The sequence below is a fragment of the Trichocoleus sp. ST-U2 genome (assembly GCF_039961875.1).
Lineage (GTDB): Bacteria > Cyanobacteriota > Cyanobacteriia > Cyanobacteriales > FACHB-T130 > FACHB-T130.
Genome location: NZ_JAMPJY010000019.1, coordinates 18,925 through 39,913 on the forward strand (window position 1 = coordinate 18,925; position 20,989 = coordinate 39,913).

At 49.1% G+C, this 20,989-nt stretch carries 16 protein-coding genes and 1 other RNA gene; 11 read left to right on the top strand and 6 right to left on the bottom strand.

Annotation, left to right across the window (positions count from 1 at the left end; translation table 11 throughout):
- Positions 1–227: 227 nt before the first annotated feature.
- Positions 228–1,286, bottom strand: coding sequence for a tetratricopeptide repeat protein (locus NC996_RS14395; RefSeq protein WP_190412803.1), 1,059 nt, complete (start codon positions 1,284–1,286; stop codon positions 228–230).
- 264 nt (positions 1,287–1,550) lie between these two features.
- Entirely contained in the window at positions 1,551–2,429 is an 879-nt protein-coding gene (locus NC996_RS14400; protein WP_190527816.1) for a 6-carboxytetrahydropterin synthase, read from the bottom strand.
- A 176-nt stretch (positions 2,430–2,605) separates the two neighbouring features.
- Between NC996_RS14400 and rnpB the strand changes: the two genes are divergently transcribed.
- The 5 genes from rnpB (at position 2,606) to NC996_RS14425 (ending at position 6,574) form a co-directional block, all read left to right on the top strand.
- Positions 2,606–3,013: RNase P RNA component class A (gene rnpB / locus NC996_RS14405), an RNA gene on the top strand.
- Positions 3,014–3,066: 53 nt separating this feature from the next.
- Positions 3,067–3,192: a hypothetical protein gene (locus NC996_RS14410; RefSeq protein ID WP_277879758.1), complete on the top strand. Its 126-nt coding sequence runs from the start codon at positions 3,067–3,069 to the stop codon at positions 3,190–3,192.
- A 234-nt stretch (positions 3,193–3,426) separates the two neighbouring features.
- Positions 3,427–4,836, top strand: a complete 1,410-nt coding sequence (locus tag NC996_RS14415) for a DICT sensory domain-containing protein (protein ID WP_190412801.1) — start codon at positions 3,427–3,429, stop codon at positions 4,834–4,836.
- Positions 4,772–5,401 (top strand): ribonuclease III, encoded by a 630-nt coding sequence (rnc, locus tag NC996_RS14420; protein ID WP_190527984.1) that lies wholly within the window; start codon positions 4,772–4,774, stop codon positions 5,399–5,401. The genes NC996_RS14415 and rnc overlap by 65 nt, the downstream gene beginning before the upstream one ends.
- Before the next feature lie 90 nt (positions 5,402–5,491).
- Positions 5,492–6,574 carry a Gfo/Idh/MocA family oxidoreductase gene (locus tag NC996_RS14425; RefSeq protein WP_190686972.1) on the top strand — a complete coding sequence of 361 codons (1,083 nt, stop codon included), beginning with the start codon at positions 5,492–5,494 and terminating at the stop codon, positions 6,572–6,574.
- Between the two features lie 178 nt (positions 6,575–6,752).
- Here NC996_RS14425 and NC996_RS14430 read toward each other — a convergent pair whose 3' ends face one another.
- The gene (locus tag NC996_RS14430; RefSeq protein ID WP_190686973.1) at positions 6,753–8,924 is read right to left on the bottom strand and encodes a sensor histidine kinase; all 2,172 of its coding nucleotides are present in this window, start codon (positions 8,922–8,924) and stop codon (positions 6,753–6,755) included.
- A 263-nt stretch (positions 8,925–9,187) separates the two neighbouring features.
- Here NC996_RS14430 and NC996_RS14435 point away from each other — a divergent pair, with 263 nt between their 5' ends.
- From NC996_RS14435 to NC996_RS14445, 3 genes are all read left to right on the top strand, one after another.
- Positions 9,188–9,880, top strand: coding sequence for a RibD family protein (locus NC996_RS14435; protein ID WP_190686975.1), 693 nt, complete (start codon positions 9,188–9,190; stop codon positions 9,878–9,880).
- A 441-nt stretch (positions 9,881–10,321) separates the two neighbouring features.
- Positions 10,322–12,490, top strand: coding sequence for an iron uptake porin (locus NC996_RS14440; RefSeq protein WP_339380371.1), 2,169 nt, complete (start codon positions 10,322–10,324; stop codon positions 12,488–12,490).
- A gap of 468 nt (positions 12,491–12,958) precedes the next feature.
- The gene (locus tag NC996_RS14445) at positions 12,959–15,523 is read left to right on the top strand and encodes a hypothetical protein (protein WP_190686977.1); all 2,565 of its coding nucleotides are present in this window, start codon (positions 12,959–12,961) and stop codon (positions 15,521–15,523) included.
- Positions 15,524–15,753: 230 nt separating this feature from the next.
- On the opposite strand, the gene pgeF is transcribed toward NC996_RS14445, so the two are convergent.
- On the bottom strand, positions 15,754–16,545 hold the full coding sequence (gene pgeF / locus NC996_RS14450) for a peptidoglycan editing factor PgeF (protein WP_190687042.1): 792 nt from the start codon (positions 16,543–16,545) through the stop codon (positions 15,754–15,756).
- Between the two features lie 95 nt (positions 16,546–16,640).
- Here pgeF and NC996_RS14455 point away from each other — a divergent pair, with 95 nt between their 5' ends.
- Positions 16,641–17,468, top strand: coding sequence for a biotin--[acetyl-CoA-carboxylase] ligase (locus tag NC996_RS14455; RefSeq protein WP_190686980.1), 828 nt, complete (start codon positions 16,641–16,643; stop codon positions 17,466–17,468).
- 119 nt (positions 17,469–17,587) lie between these two features.
- Positions 17,588–19,255: a M23 family metallopeptidase gene (locus NC996_RS14460; protein WP_242037612.1), complete on the top strand. Its 1,668-nt coding sequence runs from the start codon at positions 17,588–17,590 to the stop codon at positions 19,253–19,255.
- A gap of 33 nt (positions 19,256–19,288) precedes the next feature.
- On the opposite strand, the gene NC996_RS14465 is transcribed toward NC996_RS14460, so the two are convergent.
- Complete coding sequence (locus tag NC996_RS14465; protein WP_190412795.1) at positions 19,289–19,996, bottom strand: riboflavin synthase; 708 nt, start codon at positions 19,994–19,996, stop codon at positions 19,289–19,291.
- A gap of 88 nt (positions 19,997–20,084) precedes the next feature.
- Positions 20,085–20,255 (bottom strand): hypothetical protein, encoded by a 171-nt coding sequence (locus NC996_RS14470; RefSeq protein ID WP_190439813.1) that lies wholly within the window; start codon positions 20,253–20,255, stop codon positions 20,085–20,087.
- 132 nt (positions 20,256–20,387) lie between these two features.
- On the opposite strand from NC996_RS14470, the gene NC996_RS14475 reads away from it, so the two are divergent.
- Positions 20,388–20,888 carry a bifunctional nuclease family protein gene (locus tag NC996_RS14475; protein WP_190412793.1) on the top strand — a complete coding sequence of 167 codons (501 nt, stop codon included), beginning with the start codon at positions 20,388–20,390 and terminating at the stop codon, positions 20,886–20,888.
- Positions 20,889–20,989: the final 101 nt, after the last annotated feature.

Below are 20,989 nucleotides of genomic sequence, written 5' to 3' on the forward strand. Positions count from 1 at the left end.
AAAACTTAGTGATAATCGGGCGAGCGGTCTCCATGCATCTCCCAAAAGCGGGACGTAGCTAGAGAAAATAAAAAATTAAAAATCAAGAAACTTTTTAGCTCAATCTACGCTGTACGGATATAGATTAGAAACTAAAGCTGAAAAACATACCTAGTAAGCTTTTCGGGCGCAACTAAGCTCTCGGCAATACATAGATTGCCTTATAAATTTTTATTTTTAATTAAATGCTATTGGTCGTATTCCATCACTTTGGCGTAATCGCCCAAAGCATAGCAAGCAACTCGGAGGCTTCCCAAAGCCTGCCCTTCGACTCGGCTGTCTTGGAGGATTCGCGCTATCCTTAAGCGTTGTTCATAGTAGTCAATTGCTTTAGCGTAGTTGCTCAATGCCTCGTAAGCCACTCCTAAATGCGAAAGTGCCTGCTCTTGGGAGCGGAGGTCATCCGTTGCCGAAGCGATCGCTAGGCGTTGCTCTCCATAGTCAATTGCCGCAGAGTAGTCCCCGATTGCGTAGCAGGCGTTCCCCAGATTTCTCAGGATCTGTACCTCAATACGGTGATCTCCAGTCTGCTGCACGAGTGCTAAACGCTGCTTATAGTAGGCGATCGCTTTGACATAGTCTCCCAAAGCGTAGCAAGCATTTCCCAAATTTCTCAGGATCTGACCCTCTGCCTCTTGGTCTTGGAGTTCCCGCGCCACTATCAGACTTTGATGCTGGTATTCAATGGCGGCTGAGTAGTCTCCCAGTGCCTTGTAAGCTAGTCCGAGATTATTCAGCGCCGCCACTTCTGCACTCAAGTCTTTCAGTTCCCGCACGACTAGCAGACTTTGTTGCTGAAACTCAATGGCTTTGGCATGGTTGCCTAAGTGACGGTAGGCATTGCCGATATTTCCCAGCGCTTGACTTTCCAATCGCTGATCGTTGATACTTTGGGCGATCGCTAAACTTTGCCCAGAATACTCAACCGCTTTGGCAAAATTTCCCAAGGCATAGTACACTAGCCCCAAATTGCCGAGCGTTCTTCCTTGTCCTCGCTGGTCTTGAAGTTCGCCGTAGACCGTGAGTGCTTGATGAAAGGATAGTCGTGACGCCTCGAAATGACCGTTTTGGTGCTGCTGGGCACCTTGCTCCAGCAGTCGATCGGCTTCTCCCTTAGTGTAATTATCGGTTTTTGGCTGATGCTGGCTATGAGCGCTAATATCTGTAGGAGGAACAACAGTGATGCGTTCCTCCTCAGGTAGGTCGCCCTCTTGTTGGCTGTTGTGATGGTTAACGCGGCGATCCATATATTTTTCTCAACACCTTGATTCGCTTAGCACCGACTTGCGGTATAAGGCTAGGTCGTCTCTTTTTAGTGTTCCCGGATCGGCTGGTTAAGCTCTCATGCTTTGAACAAATTTTTCAAAAAACCTTACAATTTATCGCTTTAGGCGTTGGAATGCAACCCTTACTTGCCACTGGACGAACGCTGCTTAGGATTCGGTAGACGCAAATCGATAGCGGGTTTGTTCCCGAAATTTTCTAAAAACTTGCGTCTCCCGGCTAAAACATCAAGTAGATACAGGCGTTAGAGAGCGATCGCTCTGTTGAATTCCCGCTAAGTTTGGAGCGGTTTCGGTACAGTATACTTCACACGAATTATTCGGGCTTTCAACCAGTTTTACCTTATGCAGCTTTGCTCCTAATTCCCGGATAGGCTCTTGCAGAAGATTCCGGATATGAATGGCAATATTCTCAGCGGTGGGAACAACTTGGGCAAAATAGGCGATATCCTTGTTCAGGAAAGTATGGTCAAACGGCTCAACCACATAATCTTCTACTACCTTGTTTAACGCTCCTAAATCCACAATCATCCCTGTGCGCGGATCAATTTCGCCTTGAACTGTTACTTCCATGTGGTAGTTGTGCCCGTGACCGTTGGGACGAGCGCATTTGCCATAAATCTCGCAGTTCTCTTCGTAACTGAGGTTCGGATGAGCCAGTCTGTGAGCGGCGCTAAAGTGGGTACCAATTGTCAGATAAGCTTCCATTCCGTTTCCTTGATAGTCAGCCCAGAGTTCGGGATGTTCAAATAGTTGAATATTTACCAACGGTAAGTGAGGTGCTAGACGCTGCCAAATGGTTCGCGCGATGTTTTCTGTAGTGGGCAGGGTTTGTTGAAATTCCGACCACACATCGTTGAGATAACAGAAGTCTAGCTGACTGGTGACTTCCTGTTTGATCACCCGTTTGACTTCAGACAAGTTTTGCACCATGCCATACTCATCCAGATCCCCGGCAAGGGAGACAAACAAAACGTAGTTGTGTCCGTGTCCGGGCGACTGAGTGCAGCGACCAAACGCTTGTATATTCTCCGCTTGACTCAGTTCTGGCAGCCAATAACGGTGGCTCGCCGAAAACTGAGCGCGGCGGTTGATGATGCATCTCATAAGTCCAGTAACCAGCAGAATTATTAAGTTACGTAAATCATTCCCTTTATTCAGGATAATCGAAATTTAGGCGGGGATCTCCAATCTTTCTTGAAAAACTGCATCGGCAAAGTGAGAATTCAAAAGCGAAGATTCGCTCTCTAAAGCTCTTGAATATGCCACACTGAAGAACGGGAGAGAGTAGGCGCAGGTGGTTGCAGATTTGCTGTTTGTGCGAGTCTGAGGAAAGTCCGGGCTCCCGAAAGACCAGACTTGCTGGGTAACGCCCAGTGCGGGCGACCGTGAGGATAGTGCCACAGAAAGATACCGCCGGGAAAATTAAAAATTAAAAATGCAAAATGAATAATTTTTAATTGTCTCGGTAAGGGTGCAAAGGTGCGGTAAGAGCGCACCAGCAGCGTCGAGAGGCGCTGGCTCGGTAAACCCCGGTTGGGAGCAAGGTAGGGAATCAGGTTGGTCTTTTTCCGATTCCGTTTTAAAACCGCTTGAGGCGTCTGGTAACAGGCGTCCCAGATAGATAACCGCCCTTCCAGCGGCACTGCTGCTGTGGAGAACAGAACCCGGCTTATGACCGACTCTCTCCCTTAATCGCTTAACGGTTATTCACAAGAGCTAGAGAGCCGAGGGTGAGTCTAGGTTGAGAGATTCTCTAGCTCAACTGGCATTTGAAAAATTGGGTAAATTGAGCGATCGCCTATCGAGTCTTCCCGGCAAAACAGGACGAGCAAAGCCCAGTGTTGATTGGCGATCGCGATCGCGCTAGTAGAGGCTGCAAGGACGAGCGGTCGGAAAAGTAATCCTTTTCTCAGGCTAAATCAATTTAATTAATAAATTCAGTGAAGCTTCATGTAAAAATGAGCTTGTTTTTCTCTTGATGCAGTCACAAAAGTCAAGACTTCAAGAAATTTTGCATAGCCACCCGTAACATTTAGCGGTAATCTGTCTGCCAGAAGCGATATTTACACGATTTTGAACTCTTGTTAATCAGGGTGGCTTAGTGGACATATCATTGTTCCGCTCGATTGCGAACCAATACCAAGAATTGCGCGGTATTCACACGATCGCAACGATGAACGTTATCGGCGATCTCCTCGAAGATCAGTTGCTCAACCACAAACTTCCGGTTGATTTGTTTGCTGGCTTCCAGCGTTTCTCTCACTTCCTTGAACATCTCCGTCGATATAGTTACTTAGGTGAGGTATGTCGGCGGGTCTTTATATTTGGTGTTCCCGACGTTCATCCCCCCGAAATTCCGGGAATCGAATTTATTGGGCTTGAGCCTAACTCAGCCTTGTCCAGGGAGCGGTTTTGGCTGGTTGATACCCCCGATTTCTGGACGGCGGTATTGACTCAAGCCGTGGAAGGGCCAGAACGCAACAGCAGTAGTCAAAGCTTTGATGGGCTGTGGTCTTACGATGAAGAGGTAGTGGCGCGGGTTTCGTTGCTGATGTCCCAAGTTATGGGGACGTTTTACCAGCCGATCCGAACGCGAAACTACGTTCAGCAAAGTGCCCACATTGCCGAAATTAATGGACGGTTGCTGGGACGGCTTAAAGAAGCCGAACTCACGAGTCACCGCCGTTGGGTGCAGCTTTCTACCTTGCATAAATTTTCCACCGCTCTATCGCAGTATCAGCCTTTGCCTTGTATATTGCGAGATGCGGTGCAGATATTATTTACCAATTTTGGTGCCGCCGATGCCGTCATTGCCCTCAACTTGAACAATGACAATTTTATGGTGGTTTCCGCAGCAGGCAACATCAGCACCAACAAACCAATTGTCGGAATTAGCGATGGAGCTAGCGGTAAAGCAATCGGTGAGGGTAGATTGATTTATGTCGAAGATGTGCGCCAGAATGGTTTGATGGAACCCCTGATGCCCACGGCTCAAACGTTAATGGCAGCCCCGTTGCAAGGTCGTCGTCGCGTTTACGGTGTGGTGACGGTTGGTGGTAGAGAACCGAAGCAATGGAATGAGGAAGACGGTCAGACTGTGATGGCGATCGCTAAAATGCTGGCGGTACTCATCGAACAGAAGACCCAGCTCAGTGGGGATGTCGTGTTACAACTCAGACGTGCCAAACACTTAGAGCAGACAATCTCCAAGTTGCGTCAACCCATCGCCCGCCTGCGCGATTTGCAGCAAAAACTTCGGGAAGAAGTCCACCTCTTACCAATTCAACGAGAACTGATGGCTCAGGTTGAAGCGCTGTTCAGTGATGTTGCAAAAATGATTGGGGTTCCCCTAAGTCCAACGCATTCCCATGAATCTCAGCTATCCTCCTCGTCAAAAGCAGCTGCAAAGTCTGATCCAAAAGTTAGGGCTTCCACCGCAGGTACCAGTGCAGTGGTCGCTCCTCAACTTAGCGCTCACCCACCCCACAATTTCGACAACGGCGAACTATGAGCAATTGGAGTTCTTGGGGGATGCGGTAGTGCGGATGGCAGCGTCTGAATTTTTATGGGAAGTTTATCCTGATTGTTCTGTGGGTGAATTTTCGGCAATTCGCAAGGTACTGGTGAGCGATCGCACCTTAGCCGGTATTGCAGATAGTTACGGACTAGATCGCTACCTGTTAATTTCTGAAAGTGCCGCAGGTGACAAAGCTGGTCTTACCTCGCGGTTGGCAGACGCCTTTGAAGCGGTGTTGGGTGCCCTGTACCTGAGTACGCATACCTTAGAACTAGTGCGTCCGTGGCTAGATTCTCATTTTAAACAACTGGCATCCGAAATTCGGACAGACCCAGCCTACCAAAACTACAAGGACGCCCTCCAGGAATGGACGCAAGGTCATTACCAAATGCTGCCAGAATATCGAGTCGAGGAAACCAGACGAATTCACGGCGATCCAGAACGTTTTACCGCCGAGGTTTGGCTGCAAGGGCGTCGATTGGGTCAAGGCAAGGGACATTCTAAAAAAGCTGCCGAACAAGCTGCGGCGAGGGAAGCTTTTTTAGCCATTAGCAATTAGCCTAGTTCATGGCTAATTTGAAGACTGGTTAATGGGGAATGACAAAGAACAATTAGCCAGTCTTTAATGAACAACGAACAATAAACAACGATGAAAACTGGAATTGCTGTGTTGGGGGCTGGACGCTGGGGTGTACATCTCGTGCGGAATTTCCTAGAGCATCCTCAATCCCGCTTGGTCGCGGTATTAGACCCGAAGCAGGAGCGCCTGGAAGCACTTCGAGAACGGTTTAAGTTAGATGACAGCGTGCTGCTAACAACCGAATGGTCCCAGGTGCAGCAGATGCCGGAAGTCGAGGCAGTTGCGATCGCAACCCCAGCCACGACGCACTACACCTTGATCGCTGATGCTCTCCGGCAAGGCTATCACGTCTTATCAGAAAAACCGCTCACCCTCGATCCGTCTGAATCCATAGAACTGTGCCGATTAGCAGAACAACAGCACCGGCAACTCTTCGTAGACCACACCTATTTGTTTCACCCAGCGGTTGAACGCGGTAAAACCGCTGTCCAATCTGGAATTCTCGGAGATTTGCGCTATGGCTACGCCACCCGTACCCATCTAGGCCCTGTGCGCCAGGATGTTGATGCACTCTGGGACTTAGCCATCCACGATATTAATATTTTCAACAATTGGCTTCAGGCAACGCCAACTCAGGTGCAAGCCAGCGGCACCGTTTTTTTGCACCAAGAAGCCGGAATCAAAGATGAAGTCAATTCTCAGACTCCTCCCTCATCCCTGATTCTTCATCCTTTAAGAGACCTTGTTTGGGCGACACTCACCTACCCTAGCGGCTTTCAAGCCTTCATTCATCTGTGCTGGCTGAATCCTGATAAACAGCGTCGCCTGTGTGTGGTGGGGAGTGAGGGAACTTTGATTTTTGATGAGTTACAAGCAGAGGCACCGCTAAGCATTCAGCATGGACGCTTTGAAAATACCAGTGCTGGCCCTTATACGCCAGCCAATCAAAGCCGGGAAGTATTGAGCATAGAACCGGGCGAACCTTTAGGGCGAGTTTGCGATCGCTTTTTGAGCTGTATCCACCAGAACCAATCTTCAGAGATTTCTTCGGGATGGGTGGGTGCCCAGCTGGTACAGATTCTTCGATGTCTGAGCGAATCTTTACAACAGGGAGGACTGACGGTTACAGTTCCCCAGTCCGTGAAAAATTAAAGCTTCTTCAATTTTTCCTCTTTCAAGGCGATCGCGAAATCTTACGTTTCCCTGTATGTAAACAGAGGGATTGAGAAAGAGTCTGAGGTAAATTTTCACCATTGAGATGCCTTCTATACACCCCTCCTCGTTAACGAGGAGTGGGTTTCATTCCGCAGTCAAACAGATAGCTGAATTCTTAATTTTTTGCTGCATTCGTAGACTCAAGAGTTGGCAACACTGAAGTATCAATCATGGGCACGGCAATCTCCACGGTTGTGCCCAGACCAGCTCCTGCACTTGATAGCGTAATGCTACCTCCCATCAGTTCCATTAAGTTCCGAGAAATTGCGAGTCCCAGACCTGTGCCGCCAAATTTCCGAGTCGTCGTGCCATCAATCATGACAAAGGGGCGAAAGAGCTTATGCTGTTGATTCGGGTCAATACCAATCCCTGTATCGTGAACTGTTACAACAACACGCGCAGAAGGGACGAGACGCTCTTTGAGAGAGTTCCCAGTTCCTGTTAGAAGGCTTCGAGAAATGCTAGAAGCTCCATTCGAGATGCTAGAGGCATCTTCTCCTCTAACTTCTTGCCCATTGCCCACAGATGCCGCCGCCTGGATTTTTGTTTGTTCTTCATGACTCACTGTCGCGGCTTGAGCGACCCCATTCGATAAATGAGAGCTAGGAGGGACAGAATTCCCCACTGCCTGTTCTTTGCCATAACTAGTCTCTATCCGGGTGGTAATCGTAACGCTGCCTTTTTCAGTAAATTTAGTCGCATTGCCAACCACATTTAGCAGCACCTGCTTGAGTTTTGCGGGGTCAGTACGAACAGGAATCGATTCTGGCAAATCTGGCGTATTAAAGTGCAAACCTTTTTGCTGAATCGGAACAGCCTGTAAATCAATCACTTCCTTAAGCAACTTTCGCAGATCGACTGCCTCCATAACGACGGAAAGCTTACCCGCTTCAATTTTGGCAATATCCAGAACGTCATTGATGATTCCCAGGAGGTGAATCGCTGCATCATCCGCTCGCTGTAAGAAATCCATCTCTTCTTCGCGGTCATCGCAGCAGTCATCGCGTACCAGGCGAATGCAACCAATGATCGCATTCAAGGGAGTTCTTAGTTCGTGAGAAGTATTCGCTAGAAACTCATTTTTCAGCTGATTCGCTGCTTGTGCTTCTTTCCAGGCTGTTTCGATTTCTTCTGCCCATGCTTTCAGTCGCTCCACCATATTATCGAGGGCTTCCGATAATTGATTGAATTCCCGGATTTTGAAGTTTTGAGGAACTCGATCTGTAGAGTGAAAGTGCCCTTTCGACCCAGCGTAGTCTCTCAATTGCTCCAATGGCAGCGCCAGTTCGCGAGAGATATACAGCGTTGCCAGCAGGCTAGCGGCGATTAAGCCAAATGTCAGAATCACCAACACCTGTTGAATTTCTTTTAGACCCGATAAGGCACTATCTAAGCGAGTGACGGCTAAGATAACCCACTGGCGATCTGGCTGGTTGCTAATCGGGCTGAGAATTGGGGTATACCCTGCGAGTAATTCCACACCGTTTTTCTCGAAAGAAAACAAGTGCAGAAAATCATTTCTACCCGCGATCGCGTTTTTCATGACCGTTTCGAGCCTTTCCCCATCTGCCTCCTGCTTAATATTTCTTCCAACTCGCTGGGTAATCGGATGCGCCAAAATGGTTCCATCCTGGTCAATCACCACTGGATAGCCACTCAGAGACCCTGGTTTGGCACGCTCTTGTTTCAGTAGAGCTGATTGGACACTCAGGGCATAACGCAGAGAACCCGTGCTGTCATAAACAGGCGCACTGAAAATCAATCTTAGTTGGCTTTTTGGGCTGGGTTGATTCTCTTTAACGGTTGAATTGGGTGGGGAGATGCCTGGAAGCAGCGATTTCACCTGCACCTTGGAAGTATCTAACAGTAATTCCTGTTGCTGCTGGGGCCAGTGACTTGCATCTAGCGTACTGATGGGTTTCTCCCCACAAGTGCTGGCAGCAATGTTTCCCGTCTCAACGTTGATGAGTTGAATGCACTGGACTTGCGTTGGCAATTGTTGGGCGAGTTGGTTTAAAAATTTTTGATGCGCTTCGGGCGATCGCGATTGCAGTACGACTGCTTCACTTGCAGTCACTAAGTTGGCAGAGAGCGCTTTAATTGACTCGTTCATGCTCTCTCCTTTTCTCACTGCACTTTCGGTAAGATTTTGGCGAGCGGTTTCCAGTATGCTAGATCGTGCTTTTCTGTAGGTTACATACACCCCCATCAGCAGTACCGGGACGCTCAAAAGCAAAATGCGTGACAGCAGGATGCGACGGAAGGAGGATTGACCCGGCTTAGCCATAGGACTTCTCTAATTTGAGGTGTAAAACCCAATAGCAAGAATTCTCAAAAATCACCCCATCAGAGTGGGGGTATTGATTAGCCTACTTTTTTCTGGGTTAATCGTGTTGGTAGAGCGATACTGTTTGACAGATCCATTCCATCCTAGAACGGTTCCAGATCCTCGTATACTCTGGAAAGGTTGACTTTGTGGAATCTCTACACTAATTCCCGTAATATAAGCAATTCTTAAACTTTAATTAAATATTTGAGCGACCAGCAGCGATGACGGGATTTGTCTGGAAACGCCCTTCTACGACAGTTGTTTTGGCAATGAGTGCCGATGGCAAGATTGCGGATATTCGTCGCGATCGCGCCCGATTTTCGTCTCCAGCGGATCTGGCGCACCTGGAAAAACAGATTGCCCAAGCGGACGGAGTTTTATTTGGCGCAGGGACTCTCCGCGCTTACGGTACGACGCTGAGCGTCACGAATCCCGATTTGCTCCGCTGGCGACAACAGAGAGGGCGATCGCTCCAACCAGTCCAAATTGTTTGCTCTCAATCAGCCAATCTAGATCCGCAATGGCGCTTTTTTCGTCAACCCATACCTCGGTGGTTACTTACAGGAGAGGCAGGTGCCAAGCGCTGGCAAGGATGCTCAGAATTTGAGCGGATTCTAGAAGTGGAGGCAACGACCGATGGAATTAGCTGGATTGCTGCTTTTCAACAGCTCTGGGAGCTAGGCTTGGAACATCTCGCTGTCCTAGGAGGTGGGGAACTCGTAGGTGCTTTAGTGGCGGCTGATTTAATCGATGAATTCTGGTTCACGGTTTGTCCGTTAATTTTAGGAGGAGCGACAGCACCGACGCCAGTAGAAGGTTCTGGATTTTTGGCAGATTTTGCACCTAGGCTGGAACTCTTGTCAGTCGAGTCGATTGAGCAAGAAGTTTTTCTACACTACCGGCGGCAGCATTAGTTGAATTTGGTAATTGTAGATGAAAGTTGACAATTATTTGCACATCTCTATTGCACGAACGAAACAGAAATGATGTTGAAAATCGCTCGGACACTCATTGTTAGGATTTATAAACTAATTTGACCCAGAAGAAGCGATCGCGCCTGTTTCGGCTGTGTTCATCTGAGATCGCACACTTGTCTCAGATGACATTGAGTAATTAGGCGCGGAGTATCAAACCTCCGTGTATAAAAATTGCTTCTCCGTTAATCCCTAGGAGCAATTTTTTGTCAGCGATTATAAAAAAAAGAAACTCAGCCAGGAACTTTCCTTTTGGGTAAACGTCAACTGCCAACCTCAATCCCTAGCGAATGAAAAGGAATCCAAAGCGTTAGTAGCGACTGACACAATATTGTTGTAAAATTTCAGCAAGTATGGTGTGTTTTGAGGAGTTTTAGACCCGTGAAATCCCAGTGGAGAATAGAGAAAACAGCATCCTCAGCGCTAGTGTTTACAGCCTTTGGCTTACTAGCAGTTAGCCTCTCCCCAGCGATTGCAGCCACCGATATCGAACCAACCACAGCTGCTGAGGCAGTCCAGTCTTCAACCCAGGGATTCTCGACATCTACAGATTTAGCGACAGGAACGGATGTAACCGAGGCAAAATCGACAGCAAATTCGCTGGCGGTAGCTGCATCCGAGGGCACACTCGCATCGGCGAATGTACTGCCAGAACTAAAAGCATCGCCAACGGAACCGGCAGCAAGTTCGCCTAGTTTAGCGGCAACTCAAGAATCTGCCACTGCGGTAAATTTAACCCCCCCAACTGAAACAAGCCAGTTGCAACCGTCAGCTAGCTTACCAAAATTTTCGACTACAAAGTCTCCTATCTTGTCTGCTAGCCGTCGCAGCTTGGATGCATCTTCCACTACATCTGCAACAACAACATCTGCAACAACAAAAGAGGTTCGCACTCTTGTAGACGCAGCAACTGTTAGCAATCCCAACACCCTGCAAGCTCAAGTGCTGCCCTCTGAAGAGGCTAGCGAACAAATGCTTCCAGCGGGCGATCCTTTGGAAATGGGAAACCCAGAGGATATGGAAGCCAACCCATTGGATCAAGTCACCAATGTTTCCCAGTTGAGCGATGTGGAACCAAGCGACTGGGCTTACGAAGCATTGCGAAGTCTTGTAGAGCGTTACGGCTGTATTGCAGGCTATCCCGATGGCACTTTTCGCGGCAACCGGGCACTCAGTCGCTATGAATTTGCCGCAGGGGTGAATGCCTGTCTCCAGCAAATTGAGAAATTAATTGCCGCTAGTTCGGCTGATGCAGCTACCGAAGCGGATTTAGAAACCCTGCGACGACTCGTTGATGAGTTTGGACCGGAACTGGCGACCCTACGGACGCGGGTAGATAATCTGGAAGGTCGTACCGCCTTCTTGGAAAGCCATCAGTTCTCAACCACGACGAAGCTATTTGGACAGGCAGTCGTCGGCGTTCAGGGACGCAATGAGAATGAATTTGAGTTGTTCCTGAACCGAAAATCAACTGGGAACCGATTAGAAGACCAGAATACAAATCCCAACGTCATTAGCAACGTCCAGTTAAGTTTGTTCACCCAGTTCAGTCCTCGCAGCCTGCTGCTGACTGGATTGCAAGCGGGTTCTGGAAATTCGGGACCTCGTTTGCTCAATAACGACATGGTCTTCTTGGGATATGAAGGAGACACCGGGAACGACATTGTACTGAGCGACCTAACTTATCGTCAGTTAATTGGTAATAACTTTGCCTTCATCATCGGTCCGGAAGGAGTTAACCCAGTGAACGTTTTCCGGGGAGCAAACCGCGTAGAAAGTGCCGGTCAAGGGCCGCTTTCCCGCTTTGCTCAACGCAACCCAATTATTAATACCGGGGGACGTGGAGGCTTAGGCTTTGACTGGCAAGTGAATCCACGGATCAGTTTACAAGGCGTCTACTCTGCCAGCAGACCCGCAGATGCTTTTCGTGGGGGTATCGGCGGTGGACAAGATGGAGAAACCGCAGCTGGCTTGCAGTTAGTTGTATCGCCGCTGAATACGCTTGATATTGCTCTGCAATACGTCAACTCCTACTCTCCGTTTGGAAGATTGGGGACTGGCGTTGGCGATGATTTGGTTCTCTTACCGACTCCGGCAGGCAGAGGACCGATTAATACGAATGCTTTTGGTGCCAGTTTAGAATTCCGAGCAACGCCCAACATTACAATTGGCGGTTGGGGCGGCTACACGACTTCTGACCCGCAAGGAATATCAGGAAATGTAGAGACATTCAATTGGATGGCTTACCTCAATTTCCCCGATCTGCTTGGTGAAGGCAACCTCGGCGGTATTTATGTCGGTCAGCCGCCCAAAATTACCAGTAGTGACCTGCCAATTGGAAGAAACTACCCTGATTTTATTAGTGAGGGTGGCTTTGGGGATGAAGGCGGTCAGCCAGGAAGTACAACTCACGTAGAAGCTTTCTACCGCTTCCGGGTTTCCGACAATATTACAGTCACGCCAGGGGTGATCGTATTATTTAATCCGCTTCACAACCAGGACAACGATACAATCACAATCGGTGCCATCCGAACCACTTTTACTTTCTAAAAGTGGGCTGAAAAGTAGCGATCGCTTTGTCAGGGAGATTCATTCAAGGATCTCCCTGATAATTTTATAAAAACATTACAAATAACTTCGTAAGTAATTTCAACGCAAACCTCGCAACAGCCGAAAATAGAACAATTTTTTAAGTGTATTTACGTATATAAAACGGGTAAATAACTTTACAAAAACTTTGCAAAAAACTGGGAACTCGTTGAGAAACCAAACAGTCATTTATCCAAACACGGGCACAAGCAAAGCCAAGCAAGTATGACCTAGTTCTACTTAATGCTAGTCACACTTGCCCTAATGCTTATTCAATCAGGATGCTGTTATTACTCTCTTCTAATACTTGTAGTTCTGAGCTTGCTCAGGATGAATGCTGAAGAAACTTATGATCCCCTGTTGACTATCGAATTGAGCTAGATTCTGCTATTCACCCTGTCCTCTTATACTCACTGATGGAGTCCTAACATGATTGCGAAATCAACTAAGTATGCTGTTTGTTTCGGTATCGCTGGAGGCTTGGCGATCGCTCTGGCTCCCACAGCTCACGCTCAGACGACTACGACTGCTGCTCCTACTACGACTTCTACTTCCGCTACAAGCACTCAATCTCAGTCGATTTCAATCACAGGCGGTCTGTTAGGAGGGCAAGCTGCCTTCTTTTCGCCTTTACAGTCACAGACTACTACTGGGACTACTGGTGGTACAAGTAGCCCGGTTTTGTTTGACGCTGCCGTCACCACGCTGCAACTGCAAACAACTTCCGGTAACACCAGCTCTGCTCGCTTCGTACCCCAGGCAGCAGACTTCAAAGACGTCGGTGCTGGCAACGTTGGTCGTCCTGGAAAAGATGACAAAGGTAGCTTAGTCGGTACCCTATCCGGTCTAGCCTTCACTTCTGGTGGCGCAGCTGTTCCCTTCTCGAACATCCCCACGAAACTAGACTTTACTCTGAATTCTTTTGCCAGCAGCGCCTTTTTGGGCGGTTCGCTGATTGCTCCTAAGGAGACAGGTTCGGCTCCGCTGGTTTTCCTGCCGGTTTCAAACGTCAAACTATCTACTCAGTCTCAGGCTAACTACACTGCCAAATCTGGGGTTTTAGAAGTTGGTAATTTTGAGGGCAAACTCACTGCGGGCAATATTGGTTTGCCGACATCCCTGAAGTTCAATGGCGGCAGCTCTGTTCCTCTTCCTCCATCTACTAGCTTGGGGCAAAAGACAAAATTTGAGCTGGAAGGGCAAGGATTCGGCACCTTAAGCAGCACTTTTTCGGATCAACCCACAACTCAAAGCTCCACAACCAGCAGTGGCACCGGCACACAAGCTGATGGCACCACAACCAGCAGTGGCACCGGCACAACCAACGGAACTACAACCGCAACTGGTGGCACGCAAACAAGTGGCACTACAACCGGCACCACAACTACAACTGCAACTGGCAGCACGACGCCAACAGATGGCACCTCAACTACAACTGCAACTGGCAGCACGACGCCAACAGATGGCACCTCAACCACAAGCGATAGCGACGACTCAACAAGCAGTCAAATTGCAACCGCTAGTGGCACCGGCGACGCTCAAACTTTTAGCAGCACTAACAAAGTAGCCTTCAGCAGCAATAATGCTCAAACCAAATTCAAAATAGAAGGCGAAAAATTCAAGATTGAGGGCACCGGAGTTGGCACAGATATTAAACTCGGTGGTACTACTAAGCTTGAGCTGACAAATCCCAGCGCTTTTAGCAATTCTGCCATCAAGTTCAAAGTTACAGGCGAAGGGAATGGCATCACCTCGATAAATGGCAACACCACGGTTGGCTATCTAAGCGATAACAGCAAAACCCAGTTTGAATTTGGGCAAGAAGGATCGAACGCCTTCAAACTCAAAGGTGAAAGTCAAGGTCGTACCCAATTCACTGTTGGTGCAGTTGCCAGCCAATTGGGTGGAACAAGTGGATACGATGTTGCTACGAACAATACCTCTTACCAGAGCAGCAGCAGCTCCTACTCGACAGGTGCAGGTGCAGCTACAGGCCAAAACACAGGCTTTGGTTCTAAAACAAGCTTGAGCTACAACCTCATCTTCCAAAATGATGGTAACTTCAACACCGTCATCAACAACTCTAGCGGCAGCTTCGGTGGTGGCAGCATAGGTACAGGTAGCAGCGGCGGCACCAGCGGCGGTGGTAGCTTCGGCGGCAGCACAGGCGGCAGCACAGGCGGCAGCACAGGCGGCAGCACAGGCGGCGGCACCAGCACTGGTAGTACAGGTGGTAGCGGCGGCGGCAGCGGCACCAGCACTAGCGCTGAGGGGAACGGCGGATCGCTTATCACCATTTACAACAGCACAACCTTCAATCTGATTTCTCTGTCTAATGCCTTCGTCCAGAGTTCTAATAAGGTTTACAACGTTGCTTCCACGTCTGGTGGCCCTGTTGGCGTCTTTGTAGAGAAAGGTCGTGGCAAGCAAAGATTGCTGGTTGTGCGCCAAAATAGCCGAGGTCTGGCTCTCGGTACCTACAAACAGAAGAAAGGTCGGGCAGTCGCAGCCTATCAGTCAGTGGGACCAGAAAGCCGTCTAGGTTTTGGGTTGGTCGGTCTGCGTCAGGTTTCAACCGAGCAGGTTACTAACGTGGAAGGTGACGCTGGCGCTGAAACCAACACCAACACCAACACCAACACCAACACCAACACCAACACTAACGACAACACCAACACCAACACCAACACTAACGACAACACCAACACCAACACCAACACCAACACCAACACTAACGACAACACCAACACCAACACCAACACCAATGACAATGGTGATGACGATGGCGATGATGATGGTGATGACGATGGCGATGACGATGATGCGAACACATCGACTCCTGAAGCCGATGACGAGGGCGATGATGATGGCGATGATGATGATGATGATGATGATGACGCCAGCACATCGACTACTACTCCAACCACAGGTGGTACAGAAGGCTTAAATGCTGCCCCATCCAGCGATACAACAGCCCCTGCTACTCAACAATAGTCACAACTCAAACAGATAGCGCGCTATCTGTTTGAAGACAAACGTTTAGCTCATGCTCCTGAAAACAGGAAAATAGACAAACAGCAAGGTGTTCTAGTTTGAGTTAGACCAATTGTGTAGCGATCGCCTCCAGTCCATGACTTGGAGGCGATTTTTTTGGCACGTATATCCACAAACAACAAACGGGGCGCACGTTCAACGTGCGCCCCGTTTCTAAACAATAAAACAGCTTATTTACTTACAATTCCCGACCACTGGACTTTTTTGAGCTTGTCCCGCCGGTAAGAGAAGAAACGGTTTGGTTCCTGGTAGGTGCAGTGAGGCGCGATCGCGATCTGTTCGCTAGAAATTCCCAGTTGTTCTAGTTGCAGCTGATTGACTCGCCGCACATCCAGTCGCACCCGTCCTGGTTGCGAATCGTCTAATAACGGTGAATGTGGTAACTGTTGCAAGGCATCAATAATGAATTCTGTATCTTGCTGCGGATCTTTATCTGGTAAGATGCTGGCTCCTACTTCAGATGCCACATTCACAGACACCTGATAGACATCACCTGCGATCGCTGGACCCATCGCAATCAGCAGATTTTGGAGTTGACTGCCGGAAGCTAGGAAACGGGCGATCGCTTGGGGGACAATTCGGGTAGCAGTCCCGCGCCAACCCGCATGAATCGCTGCCACCTGCCCCGTCTGGGGGTCGGCAATTAAAACCGGCGTGCAATCGGCACTGCACACCCACACTGCCTGTTGAACCTGCTCGCTGACAATCCCATCAGCGGGGGGTAGTGAGTCCCCCTCTTGGCCTTCACTGGTTGCCGCTTCGATCTCTGAGGGCGTCATCACCGTATTGCCATGCACCTGTTTCACTCGATAAACCCTAGCATCCGGCTGTAAAACGTTGACTAATTCAGCCGGAGAACGGGGCGAAAATTGTTGAGTAAAAAATCCGTGAGACCAGCGTTCTAGCAAGCTACAAGTTAGATAGGGCAATCCTTCCCAAGTCCGCCAGTGCCAGGTATTTATAGAAGTTTGTGATTCTCCTGCGCCCAGGTTCAAATTGGTGCGGGAAAGCATCGCCATTCGGAACTCCTGAAATATCGGTGACATTATGCTAACTTATGCTACGAATCAATTTGTTAGCAACCGTGGCATTCGATCGGCATTGTCTGGAAGCCTTTTTAGGGGATGTTTCTCTACCGCTTTCTTTTCATATCTTTGAGACTTTACCTTCCACAAACCAAACTCTATGGGAACTGCTCGATCGAGGAGCAACCCCGGGAACCGTTGTCATTGCCCTTCAGCAAACCGCTGGGCGGGGTCAGTGGGGACGCCAGTGGCAATCCAGTACAGGCGGACTTTACCTATCTATCGCGCTAGCTCCCGATTTAGTTGCAACCAATAGCGCTCATTTGACCCTATGCAGCGCTTGGGGAATTGCTACCACATTGCGGAATTACGGCATCCCAGCGTTGATTAAATGGCCGAATGACCTAATCTTGTGCAAACGCAAATTAGGGGGCATTCTCACCGAAACTAGAGTGCAACAAGGACGGATTACCAAAGCCGTCGTGGGTGTAGGAATTAACTGGGCGAATCCAGTCCCGGAAACTGGCATCAATCTAGAATCGTTTTTGGAGCAGCAGCCAATCGAAGCGAATGCCTTACACGCACGGTTCGCTAACGCCTTGGAAAGATTAGCGGCAATAACTTTGCAGGGCATTTTATCCGGATATCGACACGTTTCCCTAGAAGGAATAGACGCCCTACTTCCCGCTTACGTAGAGCTTCTCAGTTGCAGGGGGCGTTCTGTCATCGTAGACGGACGCTCTGGAGTCATTGTGGGTGTCGCATCCACCGGCGAACTTCAAGTCCGCTTGAACTCTTTAGCAGCTGCCGAGGAAATCTGCCTCAAGCCCGGTACAATCAGTCTTGGCTATGATGGGTAATTTTCCACAAGCTCTGGGAGTGAAAATAGATGGGGTAAACGACAATAACCATGTCTTTACACCAAAAACACTAACCAGTATGACCCTATAGAGTGAGTGAGATGAGGAGTGATTCGGAAATGAGCCAGCGAAACCACCCTAGTTGTACTCAGTTTGGTCTGTTTTGCCGCCGTCCCCTGGTGCAGGGACTTAGTTGGATTGGAGGTATCGGTGTCCTCAGCAGCGGCTTAGTTTGGGCACAAAGCGATCCAAGCGTAGATACAATAGGCACGCCTACCACTCAAGAGGCACCGCCTACTGTAAAAATGGAGACCCACTCCCCGCGAAGAACTGAGCCGACGGTTGTTCGTCGCCGTTCAGTTTCAGCGCCAGAACCAGAGCCAAATGTTGTACGCCGTCGCTCGGCTCCAGCAGCAGAGAACGCTTCATCGGGTGTCCGTCGTCGCCAATTGGCTCGTCAGCGTGCGTTAGAGACAACATCTGTCCGTCGCCGTCGCCGTTCTGCTCCAGAACCCGCAGTTGTCCGTCGTCGCTCGCTTCCAGTATCAGCACCAGAGACTTCGGTCGCTGTTCCAAGAAAAGCAAAGCTTTCTCCTCCCAGGTTGGTGGAGCCAAACACGATTTCTTATGTAAAGCCTCCCAAGCTTAGACCGAGCAAAGCTGAAAAGAGCGGGATAAGTTCCAGCGATTACAACAATAGTTATATCGATCCGACTGACTATAGTCTTGGTGCAACGAGTCGAGGCAAGGAGCCGATTCGTTCTTACGATGAACCACCTGCCGTTGTGCTGTCGGAACGGTCAACAGGATGTCAAAGAGTCTTGCAGAGCGGGCAAGGTTTATCTGGTGGAAGCTGTGGTGTTGCACGGATACCGTCTAGGAACACCAACCGTCTACGGGAAACTGCTAGATTAACCTACCCGACCAGAAGCCGTAGGGAGTATGCAAGTGACACAGACGTACCGGAAGCATTACGGACCTCTGGGTTGGCGAATCGTAGAGTCAGCCGCGCCCGTTTGGCGGTAAACCAGCCAGAACGGGAGATCCGTCAGCAAATCTTGGTTGCCTCTGCAAGTCCTGTTGGAATTGACCCGATTCGCGATCGCCCTCAAGGCATTCGCTCAATTAACCGTCGTCGATCTAGGTCTTTGGGTTCCTCTACCGTTACTCGCTCGACTGCGATCGCTTCTAATAACGTTAGCAGCAGCCAAAGCTCTATTCCATTCAATGTGCCCGAATACAAAGCCCCGATTCCGACCATTTTCCGGGGCTTGGCTAACGGCAATACCAGCTTAATTTTCCCACTGGCGATTCCTGCGCCAATTACCTCGCTTTTCGGGTGGCGGACGCATCCGATTTCCGGCACTCGCCGGTTCCATGCAGGTACTGACTTAGGGGCACCTCTGGGTACACCCGTTCTGGCAGCTTTTGCGGGGAAGGTTGCGATCGCTGACTGGATGGGCGGCTATGGTCAAGCTGTTGTCCTCAAACACAACGAAACCCAAGAAACTCTCTATGCTCACCTGTCGGAAATTTTGGTTCAACCCGGTCAACAGATCGAACAAGGAACCGTGATTGGGCGGGTTGGTAGTACCGGCAATTCCACAGGTCCCCACCTTCACTTTGAAATCCGCCAGCTAACGCAAGAAGGCTGGATGGCGGTGGACTCAGATGCCTACTTGGAATATGGTCTGGCGCAAATGATTAAAGCTTTGCAAACCGCCCATTCTGCTCCCGCAGCTCCAGCAACGTCATCAGCTGCGTTAACCCCGCAACCAGGTAGCTAAGAATTAAAAATTCATCTTTTTGAATTTTGATTTCTAAGAATACCCGTGTTCTACCAAGAAAGCGGGTGTAATTCCATCCATCCCGATCGTAGCGGGTGCATTCTGCTCAGATGTTCGTGCTGGATAACGCAGAAATTTTTCCACGTACTTGCCCAGAATATCTCCTTCCAAATTCACCAAACTGCCAGTCTGTAAATAAGGTAGGTTTGTCTCGGCATAAGTATGAGGAATCACCGCTACCGTAAACCAACTTCCATCAGGGTCGCAATCTGCCACCGTCAGACTCACACCATTGACCGCAATACTACCTTTGGGAATGATGTACCGAGCAATCTGGCGCTGCTCCCCATCCTCTGCTGCCGGTATTTCAAAGCGCATTTCCCAGGAAGTAGCAGTTTGTACCGACTCTTGCAGACAGCCTATTCCGTCTATGTGCCCTGTCACAAAATGTCCTCCTAGCTTGCTGCCAACCCGGAGAGAGGTTTCTAAATTCACGTAGGCGGCGGCTTGTTCTCGCTGTCCTAAGGTGGTGCGACTAAGAGTTTCCGGAGAAGCGGTTGCCACAAAGCCTTGAGGCGAAATTTCCTCTACCGTCAGACAAACGCCATCCACCGCCACACTATCGCCAATCGCTAAATCTGACAGTATCAACTGACAAGTATCTCCCATGCAGGAAAGCCCAAAACGGTCTTCTCCCAGAGAATTAATAGTTCCTAGAGCTTGAATTAATCCGGTAAACACTGTTTTTAAGTGAAATTAGGTAAATAACGGTCATTGGCAAACGGTCGTCGCTCATGATTCAGTGAAAAAACCGAAAAACAACTTGCTTTTAGATGTAATTAATCGGATTTCGACCTACTGATAACTGATAGCGAACAACCAGCGAAGGGATGAAGGCAATCGGTCTATATTTTTTAGTAAAATCTCCAGCGAATCGTTCTAAGACTGAGGCATACTGGGAGATACAGCTTTGTTGATCCCAACTTAACCAAGTCTTCATAGCTGGTTGTACCTTCGCTTGGTAAGGTGATTAGAACCGCAAGCGTGTTTGTTAAACCCCACTACCTCCAGTACCAGTTTATAGCTTTGCTTTATCCCCCCCGACGCCTACCGTGTTCTAGAGGCCAAGCTGATGATTGAAATGAAAGTCGCTGGAATTGCATTAGATGCCGTGACGCGCAGCCCGATTGTGTTGCTCAAAGATGCCTCGGAGCGACGAGCCTTGCCAATTTATATTGGGCAAGATCAGGCAAAGGCAATTATCAGCGCTTTGGAAAAACAAACCCCTCCCCGTCCCCTGACTCATGACCTCCTGGTGAATATCCTGGACGTTTGGAATATGACCTTAGAGCGGATCATTATTCACTCGCTTCAGGACAATACCTTTTATGCGATCTTGAGTGTCCGGCAGGGTGAGGTAAAAAAGGAGATTGATGCTCGGCCTAGTGATGCGATCGCGATCGCCATCCGCACTGGCAGCCCCATTTGGGTAATGGAAGAAGTCATTGCTGATGCTTCTATCCCCGTTGACCGCGATGCCGATGAAGCAGAACGCCGAGCTTTCCGTGATTTTGTCTCGAAGCTGCGACCGGAAGATTTGATCCAGCGAGGAGGCTCCAGCACGGAATCATAGCACACCAAGGGCAAACGTAAAAAGACAAAAGCCAAAAGCAAGAAAATGAACTTTTTACTTGGGCGCTCGCGGCTGTCTCTTGCTCTTTCTTTTTACTTTTT

Bases quoted from the DNA above. Each gene is read 5' to 3' on its own strand.
- NC996_RS14395 (WP_190412803.1), bottom strand. From the start codon at position 1,286: ATGGATCGCCGCGTTAACCATCACAACAGCCAACAAGAGGGCGACCTA.
- NC996_RS14400 (WP_190527816.1), bottom strand. From the start codon at position 2,429: ATGAGATGCATCATCAACCGCCGCGCTCAGTTTTCGGCGAGCCACCGT.
- NC996_RS14425 (WP_190686972.1), top strand. From the start codon at position 5,492: ATGAAAACTGGAATTGCTGTGTTGGGGGCTGGACGCTGGGGTGTACAT.
- NC996_RS14430 (WP_190686973.1), bottom strand. From the start codon at position 8,924: ATGGCTAAGCCGGGTCAATCCTCCTTCCGTCGCATCCTGCTGTCACGC.
- NC996_RS14435 (WP_190686975.1), top strand. From the start codon at position 9,188: ATGACGGGATTTGTCTGGAAACGCCCTTCTACGACAGTTGTTTTGGCA.
- NC996_RS14445 (WP_190686977.1), top strand. From the start codon at position 12,959: ATGATTGCGAAATCAACTAAGTATGCTGTTTGTTTCGGTATCGCTGGA.
- NC996_RS14455 (WP_190686980.1), top strand. From the start codon at position 16,641: ATGCTACGAATCAATTTGTTAGCAACCGTGGCATTCGATCGGCATTGT.
- NC996_RS14460 (WP_242037612.1), top strand. From the start codon at position 17,588: ATGAGCCAGCGAAACCACCCTAGTTGTACTCAGTTTGGTCTGTTTTGC.
- NC996_RS14470 (WP_190439813.1), bottom strand. From the start codon at position 20,255: ATGAAGACTTGGTTAAGTTGGGATCAACAAAGCTGTATCTCCCAGTAT.
- NC996_RS14475 (WP_190412793.1), top strand. From the start codon at position 20,388: ATGATTGAAATGAAAGTCGCTGGAATTGCATTAGATGCCGTGACGCGC.